Consider the following 19,336-nt stretch of genomic DNA (forward strand, 5'->3'; position numbering starts at 1 on the left):
TTTCGCCAGAGGTCGCAGGCGGCATGGCCGCTTTGACGCCGCATCAGGCTGGGCTAAAAGGCGCGCCCCCTGCGGATTCTCATCCGCCCCGCCCGGAACCACCGCTTGGCCGACCTCGTCCTCCATGTCTTGAACGGGCCCAACCTCAATCTGCTGGGGACGCGCGAGCCGGACATCTATGGCCGCGACACCCTGGCCGACATCGAGCGCCGCTGTCGTGACGCGGCCGAGGGCGCCGATGTCGTGTTTCGCCAGACCAACCACGAGGGCGAGCTGATCGACTGGGTCCAGGCCGCCGGCCGCGAGGCCGATGCCGTGGTTCTCAATCCGGCGGGATACGGCCACACCTCGGTGGCGCTGCTCGACGCCTTGAGGGCTCTGGCCATTCCCGTGGTCGAATGCCACCTGTCCAATCCGATGACGCGCGAGCGCTTTCGTCATCGATCGTTTGTTTCGCCGGTCGCCGCCGGCGTGATTTCGGGCTTCGGGCCCATGAGCTATGAGCTGGCCGTGCGGGCCGCCCTTGATCTGGCCCGGCGGCCGGGTTCGGAACGGGCGTCCGCGTCGGACCGTTCGACCGTCCAGAAAGGCTGAACACCCATGGCCTCCGCCAAGACTCCCCGCTCCCCCGCCGCCAAGGGCGCAACCCCGGCTGCCGCCGCGCCCGCCGAGGGCGCTGCGGTCTCCACCCCAGCGCCCCGCCCCCGGTCACGCTCGACCATCGACACCCTTCTGGTGCGACAGCTGGCGACGATCCTGAAGGCGACCGACCTGACGGAGATCGAGGTGGAACGCGGCAGCCTGCGGATCTGCGTGAAACGGGAAACCAAGCTGGTCGCTGCGCCCGCCGCCTATGCTCCGGCTCCGCTCGCGGCCCCGGCGCCGGCAGCCGCCCCTGCGGCCGCGCCGGTGTCCATGCCGTCCGACCCGGCCACCATCCTGCCGCGCGCCGGCGAGGAGGTGAAATCGCCGATGGTCGGCACCGCCTATCTGCAGGCTTCGCCCGAAGCTCCGGCCTTCGTGCAGCCCGGCGACACGGTGAAGAAGGGCCAGACCCTGCTGATAGTCGAGGCCATGAAGACCATGAACCCGATCCAGTCACCCCGCGACGGCGTGGTGGCCGAGGTGCTAGTCGGCGACGCCCAACCGGTCGAGTTCGGCGAACCTCTCGTTCTGCTCGAGGCCTGAGGCCAACAATGTTCACCAAGGTCCTGATCGCCAACCGCGGCGAGATCGCGCTCCGCATCCACCGCGCCTGCAAGGAGATGGGCATCTCCACCGTGGCGGTGCATTCCGAGGCGGATCGCGGCGCCATGTGGGTGCGGCTGGCCGACGAGAGCGTGTGCATCGGCCCGGCGCCGGCAGCGAAATCCTATCTCAACATCCCGTCGATCATCGCGGCGGCCGAGATCACCGGCGCCCAGGCGATCCACCCCGGCTACGGCTTCCTCAGCGAGAACGCCCGCTTCGCCGAGATCGTGGAAGCCCACGGCATGACCTTCATCGGGCCCAAGCCCGAGCACATCCGCGTGATGGGCGACAAGATCACCGCCAAGAAGACGGTGATGGACGCCGGCATCCCCGTCGTCCCCGGCTCCGACGGCGAGGTCGAGACGGTTGAGGCCGCTATCGAGGCGTCGAAGTCGATCGGCTTTCCCCTGATCGTCAAGGCGGCGGCCGGCGGCGGCGGACGCGGCATGAAGGTGGCCCTGACCCCCGACGACCTGGTCGAGGCGGTTCAGACCGCCCAGTCCGAGGCCAAGGCCGCCTTCGGCAACGGCGCGGTCTATATGGAGCGCTACCTCCAGAAACCTCGCCACATCGAGATTCAGGTCATCGCCGACAGCCACGGCAATGTCGTCCACCTGGGCGAGCGCGATTGTTCGCTGCAACGCCGTCACCAAAAGGTGCTGGAAGAGGCCCCCTCCCCGGCCCTGTCGGCCGAGGGTCGCAAGCAGATCGGCGAGACGGTCAATAAGGCCATCGCCGCCATCGGCTATCTGGGCGTCGGCACCATCGAGTTTCTGTGGGAGGACGGCGAGTTCTTCTTCATCGAGATGAATACTCGCCTGCAGGTCGAGCACCCGGTCACCGAAATGATCACCGGAGTCGATCTGGTGCGCGAACAGGTCCGCGTCGCCGCCGGACTGCCACTCAGCTTCACTCAGGACGACATCCATTTCGAGGGCCACGCCATCGAAGTGCGGATCAACGCCGAGAACCCCGACACCTTCACCCCATCTCCCGGCACCATCAGCGATTTCCACGCCCCCGGCGGACTGGGCGTGCGCCTGGATAGCGCCATCTACGCCGGCTATTCGATCCCCCCCTATTACGACAGCCTGATCGGCAAACTGATCGTCCACGGGCGCGACCGCGAGGAGTGCGTGGCCCGACTGAAGCGCAGTCTGAACGAGATGGTCGTGGGCGGCATCGACACCACCATTCCGCTGTTTCAGCGCCTGTTGGCCGAGCCGGATATCCTCAGTGGCGACTACGACATCCACTGGCTGGAGAAGTGGGCCAAGGCGCGCGCCGGGGGCTGATCGCCAAAATAGCGGCACGGCGCCACTTCGGCGCGTGTCGGGCGTTGCGGGTCGATGGCCGACCCTTCGCCCCGACGCCGTTTTGACGCAGAGGCCTGGCGGCGACGCCTGGGCGAGGGCTGGGCGGGCGGCCGAAGCCGGGCCCGCGGCTACTATGACTGGGCCCTCGTCAACGATCCCGTGACGGCCGGCTTTCGTCGGCCAGGCAAGCCCGAAAAGACCGCGGCCGGCATCGCTCTGGCCCTGGTCCTGGCGGTGGTGGTGTTCCTGCTGCTGTTCGACTGGAACTGGCTGAGGGGGCCCATCGGACGCTGGGCCTCGGCGAAGTACGACCGCGAGATCGTGCTGGCCGGCGATCTGGACGTGAACCTGTTCAGCTGGACGCCCAGCGTCAGCGTCCAGGCGCTCCGCATCGGCGGCCCGGACTGGGCCCGGGAGCAGGACACCCTGAGGGTCGGGCAGATCGAGGCCTCGGCCCGGTTGCGCAAACTACTGGCCGGCCAGATCGAGGTGCCGGCCCTGACGGTGACGCGGCCGGACGCCGTCTTGATCATCGACGAGGAGGGGCGCCAAAGCTGGGCGCTCGATCCCGACCGCACCGACGACTCCGGGGAGAACCTCCCGGCCATCCAGCGCCTGACCATCCGCGAGGGTCGGCTCCGGTTCGAGGAGCGGGGCCGCAATCTCACCCTGGACGCCCGCATCGACGCCCGGGAAACCGCCGAGGGCTTCGAAGAGGACGGCGAGCGGGTCGGCTTCCGGTTGATCGGCGAGGGCTCGCTGAACGGCGAGCCGCTGGAGCTCCGGGTGCGCGGCGCACCCTTCATCAATGTTCGGCGGGATCGGCCCTATGGATTCCGGGCCGAACTGAGCGGCGCGGGCACGACCGTGAGCGCCGACGGCGCCATCACCCGGCCCTTCGATCTCAGGCGGTTCACGGCGGACCTGACCCTGGAAGGCCGCGACCTCAACGACCTCTATCTCATCACCGGCATCGCCGCCCCCAACACCCCGCCCTATCGGCTTGCCGGCAAGCTGGAGCGCAATCGCAACCGCTGGACCTTCAACGACTTCAGCGGCCGCGTCGGCTCGTCCGATCTCGGCGGCGACATGTCGGTGGACCGGGTCAACGATCGGCTGTTCGTCGAGGCCGACCTGGCGTCGCGCGCCCTGGACATCGATGACCTGGCCACCGTCCTGGGTGCGCGGCCTCAGGTGACGCCGTCCGGCACGGTCGCGAGTTCCGGCTCGCCCACGCGGCTGCTGCCTGACGCGCCGCTGCAGGCCGATCGCCTGCGCCAGATGGACGGACGGCTCAGCTATCGCGCCGCCAGCGTCAAGCGTAACGACTTCGAGATCCGCGAGGTCGAACTGGGCGCGGCGCTCGAACAGGGTATCCTGGACCTCGATCCGGTCGCCTTCGCCTTCAACCGCGGGACGCTGCGCGGCACGGCCAGGATCAACGCCACGCGCGACGTGCCCTATAGCAACGTCGATTTCCGCCTAGCCGGCTATCCGCTGGAGTCGATCGTTCCGGCCCGCGACGGCGCGCCCACCGTCACCGGCGTGGCGCTCGGCCGGGCGCGGCTGGAAGGGCCGGGGGCGTCGCTGCACGACCTGGCCTCGAACGCCGACGGAAATCTCAGCCTTGTGGTGCCCCAGGGCCAGATGCGACGCGCCTTCGCCGAACTGCTGGGCATCAACGTCAGCGCGGGCCTGCTGCGCCTGTTCAGCGGCGATCGGTCGGTGACGCCGATCCGCTGCGGCGTGGCCGACTTCACGGTCCAGAACGGCACGGCGACGGCGCGCACCCTGGTGATCGACACCGACGTGGTGCTGACCCAGGGGACCGGGACCATCAATCTGGAGAGCGAGACCCTGAACCTGAGGCTGGACGGCGAGACGAAACAGCCGCGGCTGCTCCGCGCCTGGGCTCCGATCACGGTGCGGGGGTCGCTGGTCTCGCCGCAAGTCGGCGTCGACACCTCGGAACTGGTGACCCAGGGCGGGCTGGCCGGCGCGCTCGGGGCGCTGGTCAATCCGCTGGTGGCGCTGCTGCCCTTCGTCGATCCGGGGCTGGCCGAGGACGCCAACTGCGGCGCCCTGATCGCCTCGGCGCGGTGAACCCAATTCCGGCCTCGCCCGTATCTGACCGATGACCCGACGCGGATTTCTTGCCCCCACCCTCGGCGCGCTGGTCGCCGCCTGCTCTCCCTTGGGCGCCCTGAACGCGCTGGGCCCCCGCGATCGGGGCGCCGGGCGGGTGGCGCGCGACATCGCCTATGGCGATCACCCCCGCCAGAAGCTGGACGTTTACGCCCCCCGCGAGCGTCCGGCGGGCAGACATGCGACGCCAACCCTCGTGTTCTTCTACGGCGGCGGCTGGAGCTCGGGCAGCAGGGCCCTTTACGGCTGGGCCGCACAGGCCCTCGCGGCGCAGGGGTTCGTGGTCGCCGTTCCCGATTATCGTCTTGTGCCCGAGGTGCGGTTTCCGACCTTTCTGGAAGACGCGGCGGTGGCGACGGCTCTGGTGCGTGAGCGCGCCGGGAGCTGGGGGGGCGATGGCGAAAAGCTGGGCGTTGTTGGCCATTCGGCCGGGGCGCATCTGGCCCTGATGATCACCCTCGATCGGCGCTACATGGCGGCGGCCGGCGCGCCCGACATCATCAAAGCGGCGGCTGGCCTCGCCGGTCCCTACGAATTCCTGCCGCTGAACGTGAAATCCTCCATCGATGCCTTTGGTCAGGCCCCCGATCCTCTCCAGACCCAGCCGCTCCATTTCGCCCGCGCCGATGCCCCGCCGATCTGGCTGGGGCATGGCACGGCCGACGAGACGGTGCACGCCGAGGACACCATCCTGTTGTCCGATCGCCTGCGAGCGCTGGGCGCTCCCGTCGAACGCAAGCTGTACGAGGGCCTGAACCACGCCGATCTGATCGCGACCGTCTCGCCGCTGTTCCGCAACAAGGCGCCGGTGCTGGACGACGTCACGGCCTTCCTTCGCCGATCGCTCGGCTGACCCCCCTCGAAACCGTCACGATCCTCCGCTAGAGGAGGCCATGACAGAACACATAACCCCAGAGGCGGCGCTGGACCGCCTGCAAGAGCTCTACGACCGCTCCGTCCAGAACCTGCGCCAGGCCGTGCGCACGTTCCTCGACACCGGCGAGCGCGCCGACCCCGAGGCTCGGGCCAAGGGCCTGTTCTCCTATCCCAAACTGACCGTCAGCTGGTTCGGCGAACGCCCCCGTAACCTAGAGGCCCGCGCCTATGCCCGCATGTCGAGGCCGGGCGTCTATTCGACCACCATCACCCGGCCGGACCTCTACCGGCCCTATCTGATCGAACAGCTGACCCTGCTGGCCCAGGACTACGGCGCGACCTTCAAGGTCGAGCCGTCGGAGCAGGAGATCCCCTTCCCCTATGTGCTGGACGGCTCGGACGTGGCGCTGGACGCTACGATGACGGCCGCCATCGCCCGCTGGTTCCCGACCACCGACCTGGCCCACATCGGCGACGAAATCTCCGACGGCCTGTTCGACCCGGCCGAGGACTTCCCGCTGTCGCAGTTCGATGGGCTGCGCACGGACTTCTCGCTGGCGCGGCTCCGGCACTACACCGGCACCTCGGTCGGGGACGTCCAGAGCTGGGTGCTGTTCACCAACTATCACCGCTATGTCGATGAGTTCGTGCGCTGGGCCTGCGCCCAGCTGGCGGATCCGGACAGCCCCTATGAGACCCTGGCCTGCGCCGGGGGGATGGTCTTGACCAAGGACAATCCCGACCCGGATCTGGCCATCTCCGACACCGCCTGGCGGCGGCATCAGATGCCCGCCTATCACCTGACCGCGCCGGGCGCGAACGGGGTGACCCTGGTCAACATCGGGGTGGGGCCGTCAAACGCCAAGACCATCTGCGACCACCTCGCCGTCACCCGCCCACACGCCTGGATGATGATCGGTCACTGCGGCGGCCTGAGGCCTTCACAGACCATCGGCGACTATGTCCTGGCCCACGCCTATCTGAGGGACGATCACGTGCTGGACGCGGTGCTGCCGCCGGACATCCCCATTCCCTCGATCGCCGAGGTGCAGCGCGCCCTCTACGACGCCGCCAAGCATATCTCGGGCTCTCCGGGCGAGGAGGTGAAGCGGCGGCTGCGCACGGGTACGGTGGTCACCACCGACGACCGGAACTGGGAGCTGCGCTATACGAAGTCGGCCCTGCGCTTCAACCAGAGCCGGGCCGTGGCCATCGACATGGAATCGGCCACCATCGCCGCCCAGGGCTACCGCTTCCGGGTGCCGTACGGCACGCTGCTGTGCGTGTCAGACAAGCCGCTGCACGGCGAGATCAAGCTGCCGGGTCAGGCGAACCGCTTCTACGAGGGCTCGATCTCCGAGCACCTGTCGATCGGCATCCGGGCGCTGGAAATGCTGCGAGATGAGGGCGCGGGCCTGCATTCCCGCAAACTCAGGGCCTTCGACGAGCCGCCATTCCGCTGACGGCGACTCGTCCCGGGCGATCAGGCGGCGTTGGCGTGGAGGTCCGCGTCGTCGGCCAGCATGTCGGCCACATGCATCAGGAAGGCGCGGCGGCGCTCGAGCTGCTCATTGTCTTCCGGCCCGATGCGGCCCTGGCGGACGTGGATGCGCTCGCCCTCATGGGTCAGGCGGTCGATGACGGCCAGACGGTGGCCGGGGGCCTTGCGGGCATCCATGATCTCGGCGTGGGCGCGCAGCTCCTTGACCCGTCGGGTCACCTGCTCCTCGACGTCGGCCCCCGCCTCCATGCGCGTCGCCATGGCGGTGAAATCGCGCACATACATCTGGATGAAGCCTTCTTCGGGCATGGAGCTCTCCTTGTTTGGTCAGCGGGCGCTGGGTGCGCCACACGCGTCGGAAGACGCGGGCGCGGCCGTCGTTCACCTACCTTAGCACGTCCTTAAGGCGCAGGTCGAACATTGAACGATTTCATTGACTTGTGGGAGCGTCGCAAGCCCTCAGAAGGCGCCGAAACACCAGGCGAGCACCGACTTCTGGGCGTGGATGCGATTCTCGGCTTCGTCCCAGACCAGGGAGCGCGGACCGTCGATGACCGCATCGGCCACCTCCTCGCCCCGGTGGGCGGGCAGGCAGTGCAGGAAATGGGCGTCCGGTCTGGCCCGCTCCATCAGCGCCTCGTCGACCCCGTAGTCCTCGAAGGCGTCGAGGCGCGCGTCATAGTCGGCGTCACCCATCGACACCCAGGTGTCGGTGACCACCACATCGGCGTCGGCCACGGCTTCTTCGGGATCGGAGGTGAGGGTCACCGCAGGTCCGCCCCTGGCCAGGTCGCGCAGGTCAGGGTGGTAGTCGGACGGACAGGCGATGGCGAGCTTGAAGCCCAGCAGCGGCGCCGCGTGGATGAAGCTGGCGCAGACATTGTTGCCGTCGCCGACCCAGGCGATCTTCTGACCCAGGATTGGGCCGCGATGCTCCTCGATCGTCAGCAGGTCGGCCAGGATCTGGCAGGGGTGGGAGCGGTCGGTCAGGCCGTTGATCACCGGCACGGTCGAGACGCGGGCGAAGTTCTCGACGTCCTCGTGTTGGTTGGCGCGGATCATCACCGCATCGACCATGCGCGACAGCACCCGGGCGGTGTCCTCGACCGGCTCGCCCCGGCCCAGTTGCATGTCCGAGGCCGTGGCGATGATGGACGACCCGCCCAGCTGGCGGATGGCGGCGTCGAAGGAGAACCGGGTGCGGGTGGAGTTCTTCTCGAACACCATGGCCAGGACGCGATCCTTTGCCGGGGCGTCGGCGTCTGCACGTCCCAGGGGCCAGCCCTTGCGGGCGCGCTTGCGAGCATGGGCGTCATCGAGAATGGCGCGCAGCTGGTCCGGCGTCAGACGATGGATGTCGAGGAAGTGACGGATCATGGGCGATGCCTCATGCGGCCGAAGGACCGGCGGCAGATGGTCGGGTTCATCACAACGGGCACAACGGGGTCACAACGAACACGACGGGAGCTCAAAGGATCAGACGGCGGAAGCCGTCTTTTAGACGAAGAGAGTTGAAGTTTATCAGATAGCCGAGTCGGACCTGCGCAAAGCGTAGATAGGTCAGGACCTGGGCCGTATGGATCGACGCCAGGGCGTCGATCGCCTTCACCTCGACGATCACGCTTCGTTCGACCAGAAGGTCCAGCCGGAAGCCGACATCGATCTGGACCGCGCCGTAGGTCACCGGAACGCCGACCTGATGCTGGACGTCCAGCCCGGCCTGACGCAGCTCCTCTGCCAGGCAATGCTCATAGACGGACTCAAGGAGACCGGGGCCCAGCGTTCGATGGACGGTGAAGGCGGCATCCATCACGGCCCGCCCGACCCGGTTCACAGCGGGAGACACGGGCTCGGGCTCGTGGTGTCCGTCGTGCATCCGCCGTGCCCGTTGTGATGAACCCCTTAAGTCCCTAAGCCGCCATCTTGCCGCGCGCGGCGGCGCAGGTGGCGTCGAATTTCTCGATGGCTTCGCGGGCCTCGTCCAGGGTCAGGTTCAGGGGCGGCAGAAGGCGCACGCAGTTGTCGCCGCCGCCGGCGACCAGCAGGGCCTCGTCGCGAGCCCAGGCCATGAACTCGCGGTTGTTCGGCTTCAGCTTGACGCCGACCAGCAGCCCCTTGCCTCGGACCTCCTCGATGATGTCGGGGTGGCGGTCCTTCAGGCCGTTCAGCTGCTGCTTCAGATAGCCGGCGACCTCATTGACGTTGGCCAGGGTCTCGGGCTTCGAAATCTCGTCATAGGCGGCCAGACCGACGGCCATGGCCAGCGGATTGCCGCCGAAGGTCGAGCCGTGGACGCCCACGGTCATGCCCTTGGCCGCCTCGGCGGTGGCGAGGCAGGCGCCGACCGGGAAGCCGCCGCCCAGGGCCTTGGCCACGGCCATGATGTCGGGCGCCATGCCGGCCCATTCGTGGGCCCACAGCTTGCCGGTGCGACCCATGCCGCACTGGACCTCGTCGAAGATGATCAGCACGCCGTTGTCGTCGGCCATCTGGCGCAGCCAGCGCAGGTCTTCCTCGGGAATGGCGCGCGCCCCGCCCTCGCCCTGAACCGGCTCCAGGATGATGGCGGCGGTGTCGGGGGCCTTGAAGGCCGTCTCCAGAGCCTCGCGATCGCCCCAGACCAGCTGTTGATACCCCGGCAGACGCGGGCCGAAGCCCTCGACATAGCTGGGGTTGCCGGCGGCGTTGATGGCTCCGTAGGTGCGGCCGTGGAACGAGCCGTCGAAGCCGTAGATGACGATCCGCTCGGGCGCGCCATTGGCCGAGTGGTACTTCCGCGCGGTCTTGAGGGCGCACTCCACCGCTTCCGAGCCCGAATTGGTGAAGAAGACCACATCGGCGAAGGAGTCGGCGCACAGGCGGTCGGCCAGCTCTTCCTGACCCGGAATCTTGAAGATGTTGGAGACGTGCCAGATCTTGTCGGCCTGCGCCTTCAGCGCCTCGACCAGCTTCGGATTGGCGTGGCCCAGGGAGTTGGTGGCGATGCCGGCGACGCAGTCCAGATAGACCGTGCCGTCGGCCGCAAACAGCCGGGCGCCCTCGCCGCGCTCAACCTCGACCGGTGCGCGATTATAGACACCCATGATGTGCGACACGGCGAGTTCTCCTGCATCAAAGCGAACGCGGCCCCGGCGCCGGAGCGACGGGACCGCCTGTGGTCAGTGGCGGGGTTGTCGGCTCTGGGCCGCCACTCGTCAACACCACCCCGAACCGTCGGCCGGATCGATGCCGAGACTCGGGGCACGCATAAAAATGAGTCCAGGAGTCCAGGCCGAAGCCTGCAGCCAATCTGCTTTCCCTGTTAAATCCGCGTCTTGACCGGATGCTGGTTTGCTCGAGGCGTTAGACTCATAGCGCACAGACAGTCCAACGCCGGTTCGGGAGGCCGGCTGATCGGGCAGCATAGGCCATTGCCGGGAGGCGAGGTCGATTCGGACGCTGGTTCGCCGCAACGGTCGAGGACGCGGGACGAGGGCGGCGCGAATGCGGGAACAAGGCCTGTCTCAGGGGCGGGGAAACACCCCTGCCCGGCTGAGACTGGACGGCGCCGGGCGGCCGAGGCGGTCGCCGATCCAGCGGGCGGTCTCGATCAGGGCGTCGAGGTCGTAGCCGGTCTGGAAGCCTCCGCGCTCGAGCATGTAGACCAGATCTTCGGTGGCGATGTTGCCGGTGGCGCCGGGGGCGAAGGGGCAGCCGCCGATGCCGCCGCAGCTGGCGTCCAGCACATCGACCCCGGCCTCGATTCCGGCGGCCGCGTTGGCCAGGCCGGTGGCGCGGGTGTCGTGGAAATGCAGGCGCAGCACGGCGTCCGGCGCGGCAGCCCGCGCCTGCTCGACGAGGCTGCGCACCCGCCAGGGGTCGCCGGCCCCAATGGTGTCGGCCAGGGCGATCTCGGCCACGCCCAGGGCGGCGACGCGCCGGACGATGGCGACGACCGCCTCTGGATCGACTTCACCCTCAAACGGGCAGCCCCAGCAGCAGGACAAGGTGACGGACAGGCGCGGCGGACTTTCTGCCTCTGCGTTGCGGGCGACCACGCCCTCGACCATCTCGGCTTGGGCGGCGAGGTCCAGTCCCTGGTTTTTGAGACCGAAGCTCTCGGTGGCCGAAATCGAGACATTGACCTCGTCCACGCCGGCGGCCAGCGCCCGCTCATGGCCGCGCGCGTTCAGCACCAGGCCGATCCGGCTGCGGTCGGGCGCGGGCGGGAGCGCGGCCATCACCTCTTCGGCGCCCGCCATCTGGGGCACGTATTTCGGATGGACGAAGGAGACCGCCTCGATCCGGCGCGCCCCGGCGGCCTCCAGACGGACGATGAACTCGACACGTTCGGTCGGTTCGAGGATAGCCGTTTCGTTCTGCAGGCCATCGCGCGGGCCGACCTCGACGATCTGGACGGGGCGGCTCATGGACGGCCTCCCGGCGTCGCGCCCGGCCATTCGGGGCGATAGAGGGTCAGGGTCACACGGTCGCCGTTGGAATAGTTGATGCCGGTCACCTCACCGATGGTCACGGGCGACTCGCCGAACGACGCCAAGGCGGCGCGGAAGTCGGCCTCGTCGGCCTGTTCGACGGCGGCGGGGCGGTTCTGGGCGATGGCCCGGGCGGCGCCCCGCCCGTCCGTCAATTCGGTCTCGGAGCCCAGCAGGAAGACGATCGAGGGCTGGCTGTAACCGGTCACCGCCACCGGTCCCGGCAGGCGGCCGGCCACCGGGTGCGCGCCTGCGTCGAGCAGTTCATCTGCGATGTGGTTCGACACCCAAAGAGGCTGGAGATTACGGGCCACCCCGGCCAGGGCGCCGTGGGCCAGAACACCGAGAACGATCGAGGCCGCCACCGCCGGAATGGCGAGCCGGTGGAACATCAGGAAGCCGCCGATGCCCGCCGCCGCCAGGGTCAGGCCGATGGTGGGCGTCGCCCAGACGTGGGCGCTCTCGCCGCCGAACTCGGACAGGGCGTAGAGGGTGGCGATGGTGACGAAGACGCCGCCGACCACCGCCAGGGCCGTCCCGGCCAGATAGGGGACGCGGCCCATCGGCCGCTGCAGCGCCGCGGAGGCCAGCCAGGCGATGGCGCCGAACAGGGGCAGCACCTCGTGCCACTGGCTGCCGGGACCGATCTCCAGGGCCACCCAGGCCGGGATCAGCCAGGCGGCCGCGAAGCGGATCGGCGGCTCGTGCCGGCGGGTCCAGGCCGCGACAAGGGCGGCGGGCAGGATCAGGATCACCGGGAACAGCATCAGGGGCGCGGACAGGAGATAGGCCCCTGGAAGACCCCAGTCCTCGCGGCCATTGAGAGCCGCCCACAGCGGGTTCTCGGCCAGATAGCCGCGCCAGAAGCCGCCGTCGGTGCCGATGGTCACGGCGATGGCCCAGGGTCCGACGATCAGGGCCGTCAGCGGCAGACCCCAGCCCCAGCCCAGCCGTCCCAGCCAGGCCACGCGCCGATCAGCCACACACAGGGTCAGCAAGGTCAGGCCGATGATGAAGGGGGCGGTCAGGCCGCCGACCAGGATCGCCGCCGCGGCCGCCGACCAGAAGATCAGCTTGAGCCGCCGTCCCACCCGCCGCTCGTCGCGAAGCCGCACATAGATTTGACCCAGCGCCGCCATGGCCAGGGTGATCAGGCCGCACAACAGGGCGTCGGTCTTGGCGATCCCGGCCTCGGAGCTGAGCAGGAAGGTCGAGGCCATCAGGGCGCCGGCCAGGAACCCCGCCCGCGATCCGAACAATGCCCCCGCCGCCCAGGCGCAGGCGGCGGCCGCCAGGGCCGCGCCCAGCAGGGACGGCAGGCGATAGGCGCGAATGTCACGCGCCTCGGGCCCACCGGTCGCTTGCACCGCCACCGCCTGCATCCAGTTGGCGCCCGGCGGCTCGCGATAGCGGCGCTCGTCCTGGAAACGGATGTCGACCAGGTCGCCTGATTCGATCATCTGGGCCGTGCCCTGGGCGACGCGCGTCTCCTCGCGGTCCAGCACCGGGGCCAGCAGAAGGCCCGGCAGGCCGGCCAGCACGGCGAGCAGCGCGGCCAGAATCGGCCCGCGCCACCCGGCGATCCATTGATCCAGGTCGGGTCGGTTCATCATGACAGATGTATCATGCTCTCTGTCCTGGGCCATCGTCTTGGCGAGGGGCCCCGAAGCGGAGTAACCATGACCCTATCGCGGCCGGTCGCAACGGACCGCGCGGGGGAAACTCGACGATGCTGGTCGCGGCGCCGCTCCTGGCCATTCCGGTCCTGGTCTATAATCTGTTCATCCTGGTCGGCGCCGAGGGGCGAGGCGACAGCGCCGCCCTGGCCGCCCTGGCCGATCCCGTATTTTCCGTGCCGATGGCGTCCGGGGCCTACTGGACCGTCGGCATGGGCGAAATCCTGCTGTTCTTCTCGCTGATCCTGCTGTTCGTCGAGTTGTTGAAGTCGACGAACAGCCAGCGGGTGGCGATCGTCAATCACGCCCTGTCGATGATCCTGTTCGTGGTCTGCCTGGTGGAGTTCCTGCTGCTGCGCGGCTTCGCCACCTCGGTCTTCTTCCTGATCATGACCATGGTGCTGCTGGACGTGCTGGCGGGCTTCATCGTCACCATCGTCGCGGCGAGGCGCGACTTCGACATGGGGCCGCGCTAGCCCAGCAGAGTGAAGATCACCGCCACCACGGCGACGTCGAGGGTCTTGATCAGAAAGGCGGTCATGGGCGGCTCCGGACTGAAGCCGGGTCCCAGCAAGAGACGGGCCAGACCCGATCAGACCTCGGTTTTCTTGCCCTTGCCGGGCGAAGGCCGCCGATCGCCCGGACCGGCGTACTGGGCCCCGAGATAGGCGCCGCGCGCCGCGCCGAGGACCGGCGGTCCGCCCTTGAGGCCGCGCTTCTGGCCGGCCTGGCCCAGCACCTGGGCGGCGAAGGCGGCCGTCTCGATCGTTTTCGGGATGTGGGCGTGGCTCTCGACCGGGCCGACGGGGACCAGGGCTGTGCCGGGCGTCTCGGCCTCGCGGCGATCCTGGCGACGGCGCTGATCTCGCCGACGCTCCGCCGCGCCGTCCCCGGCGGCCGGAGCGCCGCGGATCGACCCGGCAGGATCGACCGGTCGCGTCATGTCTTGCCGCCCGCTCCGGTCTGGCCGTCTCCAGCGAGGCGATCGATCTGCGCCCGCATCTCATCCATCTGACGGCGCATCTCATCCAGCGGATCGGCCGGTTTCGCTGTGGTTTCGGCGGGCTTGGCGGCTCCCGGAGCCTGCGATCCCTGCGGATAGGCGAAGGGCGTGAACGCCTTCATGGCCTGCTGGAACATGGCCATGTTCTGCTTGATCTGGGCGTCCAGCATGGCCCCTCCCGGCGTGGCGCCCAGAGCCTTGGACATCTGGTCGCGGAACTGGTCCTGTGACTTGGAAAAGTTGTCCATCGACAGCTGCAGATAGCCGGGCAGCACCCCCTGCATCTGACCGCCGTAGAAGCCGATCAGCTGGCGCAGGAACTGGATGGGCAAGAGGCTCTCACCCCGGCTCTCCTCCTCCACGATGATCTGGGTCAGGACCGAGCGGGTCAGCTCCTCGTTCGACTTGGCGTCGAAGACCACGAAGTCGACGCCGTCGCGCACCATCTGGGCCAGATCGTCCAAGGTGACATAGGCGCTGGTGGCGGTGTTGTAGAGCCGCCGGTTGGCGTACTTCTTGATCACCACCGCGTCGTCGGCGGTGCGGCCTTTCTCGGGGCGGGCGTCGGTCACGCGTCGGTCACTCTCGTTGTTCGGCGGTGCACCGCTTATCCCGCGTCGCGGCGCCGCTGCCTAGAGGGGTCACGTGGGCAGGACCACGCCGACCAGGACCGCGCACCAGTGCACCCCGGCGCCCGCGACCACGAAGCCGTGCCAGATGGCGCGCCGGAATTTCACCTTGGGGCTGACGAAGACGAACACCCCGGCGGTGTAGATCAGGCCGCCCAACACCAGTAGCGCGAGGGCGAAGGGGTGGACCGTATCGATCATCGGCTTCAGCGCCACCACGGCCAGCCAGCCGAAGGCGATATAGACCAGGCTCCAGAAGCGGTCCGAGATGCGCGGCGCGACCAGTTTCACCAGCACGCCGCTGAAGGCCAAAGTCCAGACCAGCAGGGTGAAGCCCACCGACCACCAGCCCTCGAACCTCTGGGTGGTGAAAGGGGTGTAGGAACCGGCGATCATCAGAAAGATGGCGGCTTCGTCCATGCGCCGGAGGATCGGCCGCGCGGCGCACGGGTTTGACGCGTTGTAGATAGTCGAACAGGCCAGCATCGCCATCAGGCACAGGGCGTAGATGGCGGTCGACATGGCCGTGGAGACGCCCCCATAGGCGCCCGCCAGAGCCGCGAGGATCACCCCGCCGACCGCGGCCAGGACCAGGCCGACCACATGGACGAACAGATCGGCCTGACGCTCGGATCGCGTCTGGTAGTGCTCGATCATGTCGAGCTCGTCGGGTTCGCACACCCGCCCGGCCAGATTTTTCAACGCGTTCAACATGCCCGACTCCAATGGCGGAGCTTCGTCTGGGTTCCCGGGCAGGGTGCCTCAACAGCATGAGTAGGCGATGAACAGGGTGACGAGAGGCGCGGGCTGCGGCTAAAAGGCCACGACTGTTTGCCGAGGAGTTAACCGTGGCCGATCCCTCCCCCAAGCCCGACGTCGTCATCGTATCCGCCGCCCGTACCCCCGTGGGATCGTTCCTGGGCGGGCTGTCGTCCCTGCCCGCCTCAAAGCTGGGCGAGGTGGCGATCAAGGCGGCGCTGGAGCGCGCGGGCGTGGACGCGGCCGATGTCGACGAGGTGATCCTGGGTCAGGTGCTGCAGGCGGCGGCGGGCCAAAACCCCGCGCGTCAGGCGGCGATGGCCGCGGGCATCCCGCAGGAATCTCCGGCCTGGAGCCTGAATCAGTTATGTGGCTCGGGCCTGCGCGCGGTCGCTTTGGGTTATCAGCAGATCGTCAACGGCGACGCCGACATCGTGGTGGCCGGCGGCCAGGAATCGATGAGCCAGGCGCCCCACGCCCAGCACCTGCGTACCGGCCACAAGATGGGCGACCTCGGCTTCGTCGACACCATGATCAAGGACGGTCTGTGGGACGCCTTCAATGGCTATCACATGGGCCAGACCGCCGAAAACATCGCCGAGAAATGGCAGATCGACCGCAAAGCCCAAGACGCCTTCGCCGTGGCCAGTCAGAACCGCGCCGAGGCGGCCCAGAAGGCCGGTCGCTTCGACGACGAGATTGCGCCGGTGACCGTGCCGGGCCGCAAGGGCGACACCGTGGTCGACACCGACGAGTACGTCCGTCACGGCGCGACCATCGAGGCGATGGAGAAGCTGCGCCCCGCCTTCACCAAGGACGGCTCCGTCACCGCCGCCAATGCCTCGGGCCTGAACGACGGCGCCGCCGCCCTGGTGCTGATGACCGCCGACGAGGCCAGGAAGCGCGGGCTGGAGCCGCTCGCGCGCATTGCGTCATGGGCCAACGCCGGGGTCGATCCGGCGATCATGGGCACCGGCCCGATCCCGGCCTCGAAGAAGGCGCTGGAGAAGGCCGGCTGGAGCGTCGCCGACCTGGACCTGATCGAATCCAATGAGGCCTTCGCCGCTCAGTCGCTCTGCGTGGTCAAGGAACTGGGCCTGGATACGGACAAGGTGAACGTGAACGGTGGGGCCATCGCCATCGGCCACCCGATCGGCGCCTCGGGTGCGCGCATCCTGACCACCCTGCTGCACGAAATGAAACGGCGCGACGCCAAGAAGGGTCTGGCCACCCTGTGCGTCGGCGGCGGCATGGGCGTGGCCCTGTGCGTGGAGCGCGTCTGATGCGTCGGCTGATCCTTTCGGCCGGTTCGGCCCTAGCCCTGTCGCTGGCGCTCGGTAGTGCAGCCCTCGCTCAGGCCGCCGCGCAGCAACCCGCCGCCGCACAGGCCGAATCCGCCGCGGATGCGCGCCCCGATCTGGTTGCTCGGGTCCAGGCCTATGCCCAGCCGACCAACGCGGCGCGGCTGGAGGTGCTGACCCGTCAGCTGACCGAGGCCGGCCTGCCGCACCAGGTCGAAACCTTCGCGGGCGGCAACGACCAAACCGGGCCGATGGAGGGCTCCAACGTCGTGGTCACCCTGGGCGAGGGCGACAGGGATCTGTTGCTGGTCGCTCATTATGACGCGGCGGTGCTGCGCGACGGCTCTTTGTCCCAGGGCCTGGTCGACAACGCCGCCAGCGTGGTGTCGCTGATCGAGGCGGCCAGGGCGCTGCAGGGCCAGGACCTGGATCACCGGGTCGTGGTGCTGTTCGTCGATCAGGAGGAGCTGGGCCTGATCGGGGCGGAGAAATGGATCGAGACGCACGGCATCGAGCGGGTGGCGGCGGTGGTCAACACTGACGTCGGCGCCTGGGGCGACACGATCATGTATGGCCTCAACAATGGCGCGCAGTCGGGCTTCGTGGTTCGGGCGCTACGCGAACAATGCGTCGAGGCGGCTATCCAGTGCATCGCCTATCCCGAGTATCCGCCCAGCGATGACCGCGCCTTCTCCGCCGCCGGCGCCCCGGTGGTGTCCATCGGCTGGCAGGATCAGGTCGGCGCCCACGAGATGTGGCTGGCCTTCAACGATCCCGACGCCCAGATCGGGCCCGACAATCTACCCACCGTGTTCCAGCGTATTCACTCCGCTGAGGACAGGATCGACTGGGTCGAGGGTGACACCCTGGCCCGGGCGGGCGTGTTCCACGCGGACCTGATCCAGCGCCTGGACGACGCCTTGTCGGACTGAGGGCGAGCGCCGTTCGCGCGGCGCAATCTCCCCTTAAGCATTAACGGCCACTGTGCAGTCGCCCCTTCCGGCCCAAGGACGACCCGCGCCCCATGTTCCAGATCATCGGCATCGTGCTGCTCTTCGCCATGGTGTTCGGCGGCTACACCATCGCCGGGGGCAAGATGGGGGTGATCCTGCACTCCCTGCCCTATGAGATGATGATGATCGGCGGCGCGGCCATCGCGGCCCTGCTGATCTCCAGCGCCCCCTCGACCATCAAGGGCGTGGCCGGCGGCTTCGGCAAGATCTTCGCCGGCCAGAAGTGGAAGAAGCAGGACTACAAGGACCTGCTGGGCCTGCTGTTCCAGCTGACCAAGACCATGAAATCCAAGGGCGTCATCGCTCTGGAAAGCCACATCGAAAAGCCGTCGGAATCCACGATCTTACAGAAGTATCCGAAGATCATGAAGGACCACTTCGCCATCGACTTCATCTGCGACACGCTGCGGATGATGACCATGAACCTGGAGGATCCTCACCAGATCGAGGACGCCATGGAAAAGCAGCTGGAGAAGCACCACCACGAGGCGCTCGCTCCGGCCCATGCCCTGCAGAACATGGCCGACGCCCTGCCGGCGCTGGGCATCGTCGCGGCGGTGCTGGGGGTCATCAAGACCATGGCCGCGATCACCGAACCGCCGGAAGTGCTGGGCGGCATGATCGGTGGGGCCCTGGTCGGCACCTTCCTGGGCGTGTTTCTGGCCTATGGTCTGGTCGGGCCGATGGCTGCCCGCCTGAAAGAGATCATCGACGGCGACGCCGCCTTCTACAAGATCATCCAGTCGGTGCTGGTCGCCCACCTGCATGGCAACGCCGCGCAGATATCGGTCGAGATCGGCCGTGGCGACATCCCCTCGACCGCCCAGCCGTCCTTCATGGAGCTGGAAGAGGCGCTGAACGCGGCGCCTGTCGAGGCCTGACGCCCTTCTCCGGGCACGGAACACCCAAGGTCTCCGCGTGTTCAAGTATCCGTGAACACGGCGTGAGCGCCTCCGCGCCTCGCCTGGCAACCCGCGAGGACATCATGAAGACCCGCATCCTGCTAACCGCCGCCGCCCTGTCGACCCTGGCGCTCGCCGCCTGCAACCAGAACCAGACCGCCGACGAAGTCGATATGGCCGAGGACGCCACGGCCATGGACGACGCGGCGATGAGCGCCGATGGCTCGGCCGCCAGCGGCTCCAGTGCTTCGGGCGCTATGTCGGCCGACATGGCCGGTTCCGAGGCCAGCGCCACGACGACCACCGGCGCGATGGGCGAGGATCTGTCGACGGCCAATCCGGGCTCGGCCTCCAGCATGCAGGGCGTGCCTTCGGTCGAGCAGCAGAAGGAAGAGGCCCGCGCCACCCTGTCGCCGGGCGGCGCCTCCAGCGGCGCGACGGCCCCCAACCCCTGAGGGGTTGAAGCTCGACCATAGGCGTCGCAAGGTGCGC

General features: G+C 68.3%; 20 protein-coding genes. 11 read left to right on the forward strand and 9 right to left on the reverse strand.

Annotated elements, in window-relative coordinates:
- The first annotated feature begins 105 nt into the window (after positions 1 to 105).
- The 6 genes from aroQ to EES48_RS09495 are packed head-to-tail and all read left to right on the forward strand — an operon-like array spanning position 106 to position 7,051.
- Positions 106 to 594 carry a type II 3-dehydroquinate dehydratase gene (gene aroQ / locus EES48_RS09470; RefSeq protein ID WP_122466126.1) on the forward strand — a complete coding sequence of 163 codons (489 nt, stop codon included), beginning with the start codon at positions 106 to 108 and terminating at the stop codon, positions 592 to 594.
- 6 nt (positions 595 to 600) lie between these two features.
- Positions 601 to 1,188 (forward strand): acetyl-CoA carboxylase biotin carboxyl carrier protein, encoded by a 588-nt coding sequence (accB, locus tag EES48_RS09475; protein ID WP_122466127.1) that lies wholly within the window; start codon positions 601 to 603, stop codon positions 1,186 to 1,188.
- An 8-nt stretch (positions 1,189 to 1,196) separates the two neighbouring features.
- Positions 1,197 to 2,546, forward strand: a complete 1,350-nt coding sequence (gene accC, locus EES48_RS09480) for an acetyl-CoA carboxylase biotin carboxylase subunit (protein WP_122466128.1) — start codon at positions 1,197 to 1,199, stop codon at positions 2,544 to 2,546.
- A gap of 54 nt (positions 2,547 to 2,600) precedes the next feature.
- Entirely contained in the window at positions 2,601 to 4,670 is a 2,070-nt protein-coding gene (locus EES48_RS09485) for an AsmA family protein (protein ID WP_122466129.1), read from the forward strand.
- A 31-nt stretch (positions 4,671 to 4,701) separates the two neighbouring features.
- The gene (locus tag EES48_RS09490) at positions 4,702 to 5,565 is read left to right on the forward strand and encodes an alpha/beta hydrolase (RefSeq protein WP_122466130.1); all 864 of its coding nucleotides are present in this window, start codon (positions 4,702 to 4,704) and stop codon (positions 5,563 to 5,565) included.
- A gap of 40 nt (positions 5,566 to 5,605) precedes the next feature.
- Positions 5,606 to 7,051 carry an AMP nucleosidase gene (locus EES48_RS09495; RefSeq protein ID WP_122466131.1) on the forward strand — a complete coding sequence of 482 codons (1,446 nt, stop codon included), beginning with the start codon at positions 5,606 to 5,608 and terminating at the stop codon, positions 7,049 to 7,051.
- Positions 7,052 to 7,071: 20 nt separating this feature from the next.
- Here EES48_RS09495 and EES48_RS09500 read toward each other — a convergent pair whose 3' ends face one another.
- The 6 genes from EES48_RS09500 to EES48_RS09525 all read right to left on the reverse strand — a co-directional run bounded on the left by EES48_RS09500 (position 7,072) and on the right by EES48_RS09525 (position 13,174).
- On the reverse strand, positions 7,072 to 7,398 hold the full coding sequence (locus tag EES48_RS09500) for a hypothetical protein (protein ID WP_122466132.1): 327 nt from the start codon (positions 7,396 to 7,398) through the stop codon (positions 7,072 to 7,074).
- Positions 7,399 to 7,548: 150 nt separating this feature from the next.
- Positions 7,549 to 8,466 (reverse strand): ornithine carbamoyltransferase, encoded by a 918-nt coding sequence (gene argF / locus EES48_RS09505; protein WP_122466133.1) that lies wholly within the window; start codon positions 8,464 to 8,466, stop codon positions 7,549 to 7,551.
- Between the two features lie 91 nt (positions 8,467 to 8,557).
- The gene (locus EES48_RS09510) at positions 8,558 to 8,965 is read right to left on the reverse strand and encodes a GxxExxY protein (protein ID WP_122466134.1); all 408 of its coding nucleotides are present in this window, start codon (positions 8,963 to 8,965) and stop codon (positions 8,558 to 8,560) included.
- A 34-nt stretch (positions 8,966 to 8,999) separates the two neighbouring features.
- Positions 9,000 to 10,172, reverse strand: coding sequence for an aspartate aminotransferase family protein (locus EES48_RS09515; RefSeq protein WP_122466235.1), 1,173 nt, complete (start codon positions 10,170 to 10,172; stop codon positions 9,000 to 9,002).
- Between the two features lie 420 nt (positions 10,173 to 10,592).
- Positions 10,593 to 11,498: a hydroxymethylglutaryl-CoA lyase gene (locus tag EES48_RS09520; protein WP_122466237.1), complete on the reverse strand. Its 906-nt coding sequence runs from the start codon at positions 11,496 to 11,498 to the stop codon at positions 10,593 to 10,595.
- The gene (locus EES48_RS09525) at positions 11,495 to 13,174 is read right to left on the reverse strand and encodes an ArnT family glycosyltransferase (RefSeq protein WP_240623297.1); all 1,680 of its coding nucleotides are present in this window, start codon (positions 13,172 to 13,174) and stop codon (positions 11,495 to 11,497) included. Before EES48_RS09525 ends, EES48_RS09520 begins: the two co-directional genes overlap by 4 nt.
- 116 nt (positions 13,175 to 13,290) lie before the next feature.
- Here EES48_RS09525 and EES48_RS09530 point away from each other — a divergent pair, with 116 nt between their 5' ends.
- On the forward strand, positions 13,291 to 13,713 hold the full coding sequence (locus EES48_RS09530) for a hypothetical protein (RefSeq protein WP_122466135.1): 423 nt from the start codon (positions 13,291 to 13,293) through the stop codon (positions 13,711 to 13,713).
- 116 nt (positions 13,714 to 13,829) lie between these two features.
- Here EES48_RS09530 and EES48_RS09535 read toward each other — a convergent pair whose 3' ends face one another.
- The 3 genes from EES48_RS09535 to trhA form a co-directional block, all read right to left on the reverse strand.
- Complete coding sequence (locus EES48_RS09535) at positions 13,830 to 14,180, reverse strand: hypothetical protein (RefSeq protein ID WP_240623298.1); 351 nt, start codon at positions 14,178 to 14,180, stop codon at positions 13,830 to 13,832.
- Positions 14,177 to 14,812 (reverse strand): polyhydroxyalkanoate synthesis repressor PhaR, encoded by a 636-nt coding sequence (phaR, locus tag EES48_RS09540; RefSeq protein WP_122466136.1) that lies wholly within the window; start codon positions 14,810 to 14,812, stop codon positions 14,177 to 14,179. Before phaR ends, EES48_RS09535 begins: the two co-directional genes overlap by 4 nt.
- Before the next feature lie 69 nt (positions 14,813 to 14,881).
- Positions 14,882 to 15,583, reverse strand: a complete 702-nt coding sequence (trhA, locus tag EES48_RS09545) for a PAQR family membrane homeostasis protein TrhA (RefSeq protein WP_122466137.1) — start codon at positions 15,581 to 15,583, stop codon at positions 14,882 to 14,884.
- Between the two features lie 134 nt (positions 15,584 to 15,717).
- Between trhA and EES48_RS09550 the strand changes: the two genes are divergently transcribed.
- The 4 genes from EES48_RS09550 to EES48_RS09565 all read left to right on the forward strand — a co-directional run bounded on the left by EES48_RS09550 (position 15,718) and on the right by EES48_RS09565 (position 19,299).
- On the forward strand, positions 15,718 to 16,911 hold the full coding sequence (locus tag EES48_RS09550; protein WP_122466138.1) for an acetyl-CoA C-acetyltransferase: 1,194 nt from the start codon (positions 15,718 to 15,720) through the stop codon (positions 16,909 to 16,911).
- Positions 16,911 to 17,861 (forward strand): M28 family metallopeptidase, encoded by a 951-nt coding sequence (locus EES48_RS09555; RefSeq protein WP_122466139.1) that lies wholly within the window; start codon positions 16,911 to 16,913, stop codon positions 17,859 to 17,861. The genes EES48_RS09550 and EES48_RS09555 overlap by 1 nt, the downstream gene beginning before the upstream one ends.
- Positions 17,862 to 17,953: 92 nt before the next feature.
- A complete protein-coding gene (gene motA / locus EES48_RS09560) occupies positions 17,954 to 18,823 on the forward strand; it encodes a flagellar motor stator protein MotA (RefSeq protein WP_122466140.1) in 870 nt (289 codons plus the stop codon).
- Positions 18,824 to 18,927: 104 nt separating this feature from the next.
- Positions 18,928 to 19,299, forward strand: coding sequence for a hypothetical protein (locus tag EES48_RS09565; protein WP_162998103.1), 372 nt, complete (start codon positions 18,928 to 18,930; stop codon positions 19,297 to 19,299).
- The last annotated feature ends 37 nt before the right edge of the window (positions 19,300 to 19,336 follow it).

Origin of the sequence: Brevundimonas lutea (assembly GCF_003704105.1) — a bacterium.
GTDB lineage: Bacteria > Pseudomonadota > Alphaproteobacteria > Caulobacterales > Caulobacteraceae > Brevundimonas > Brevundimonas lutea.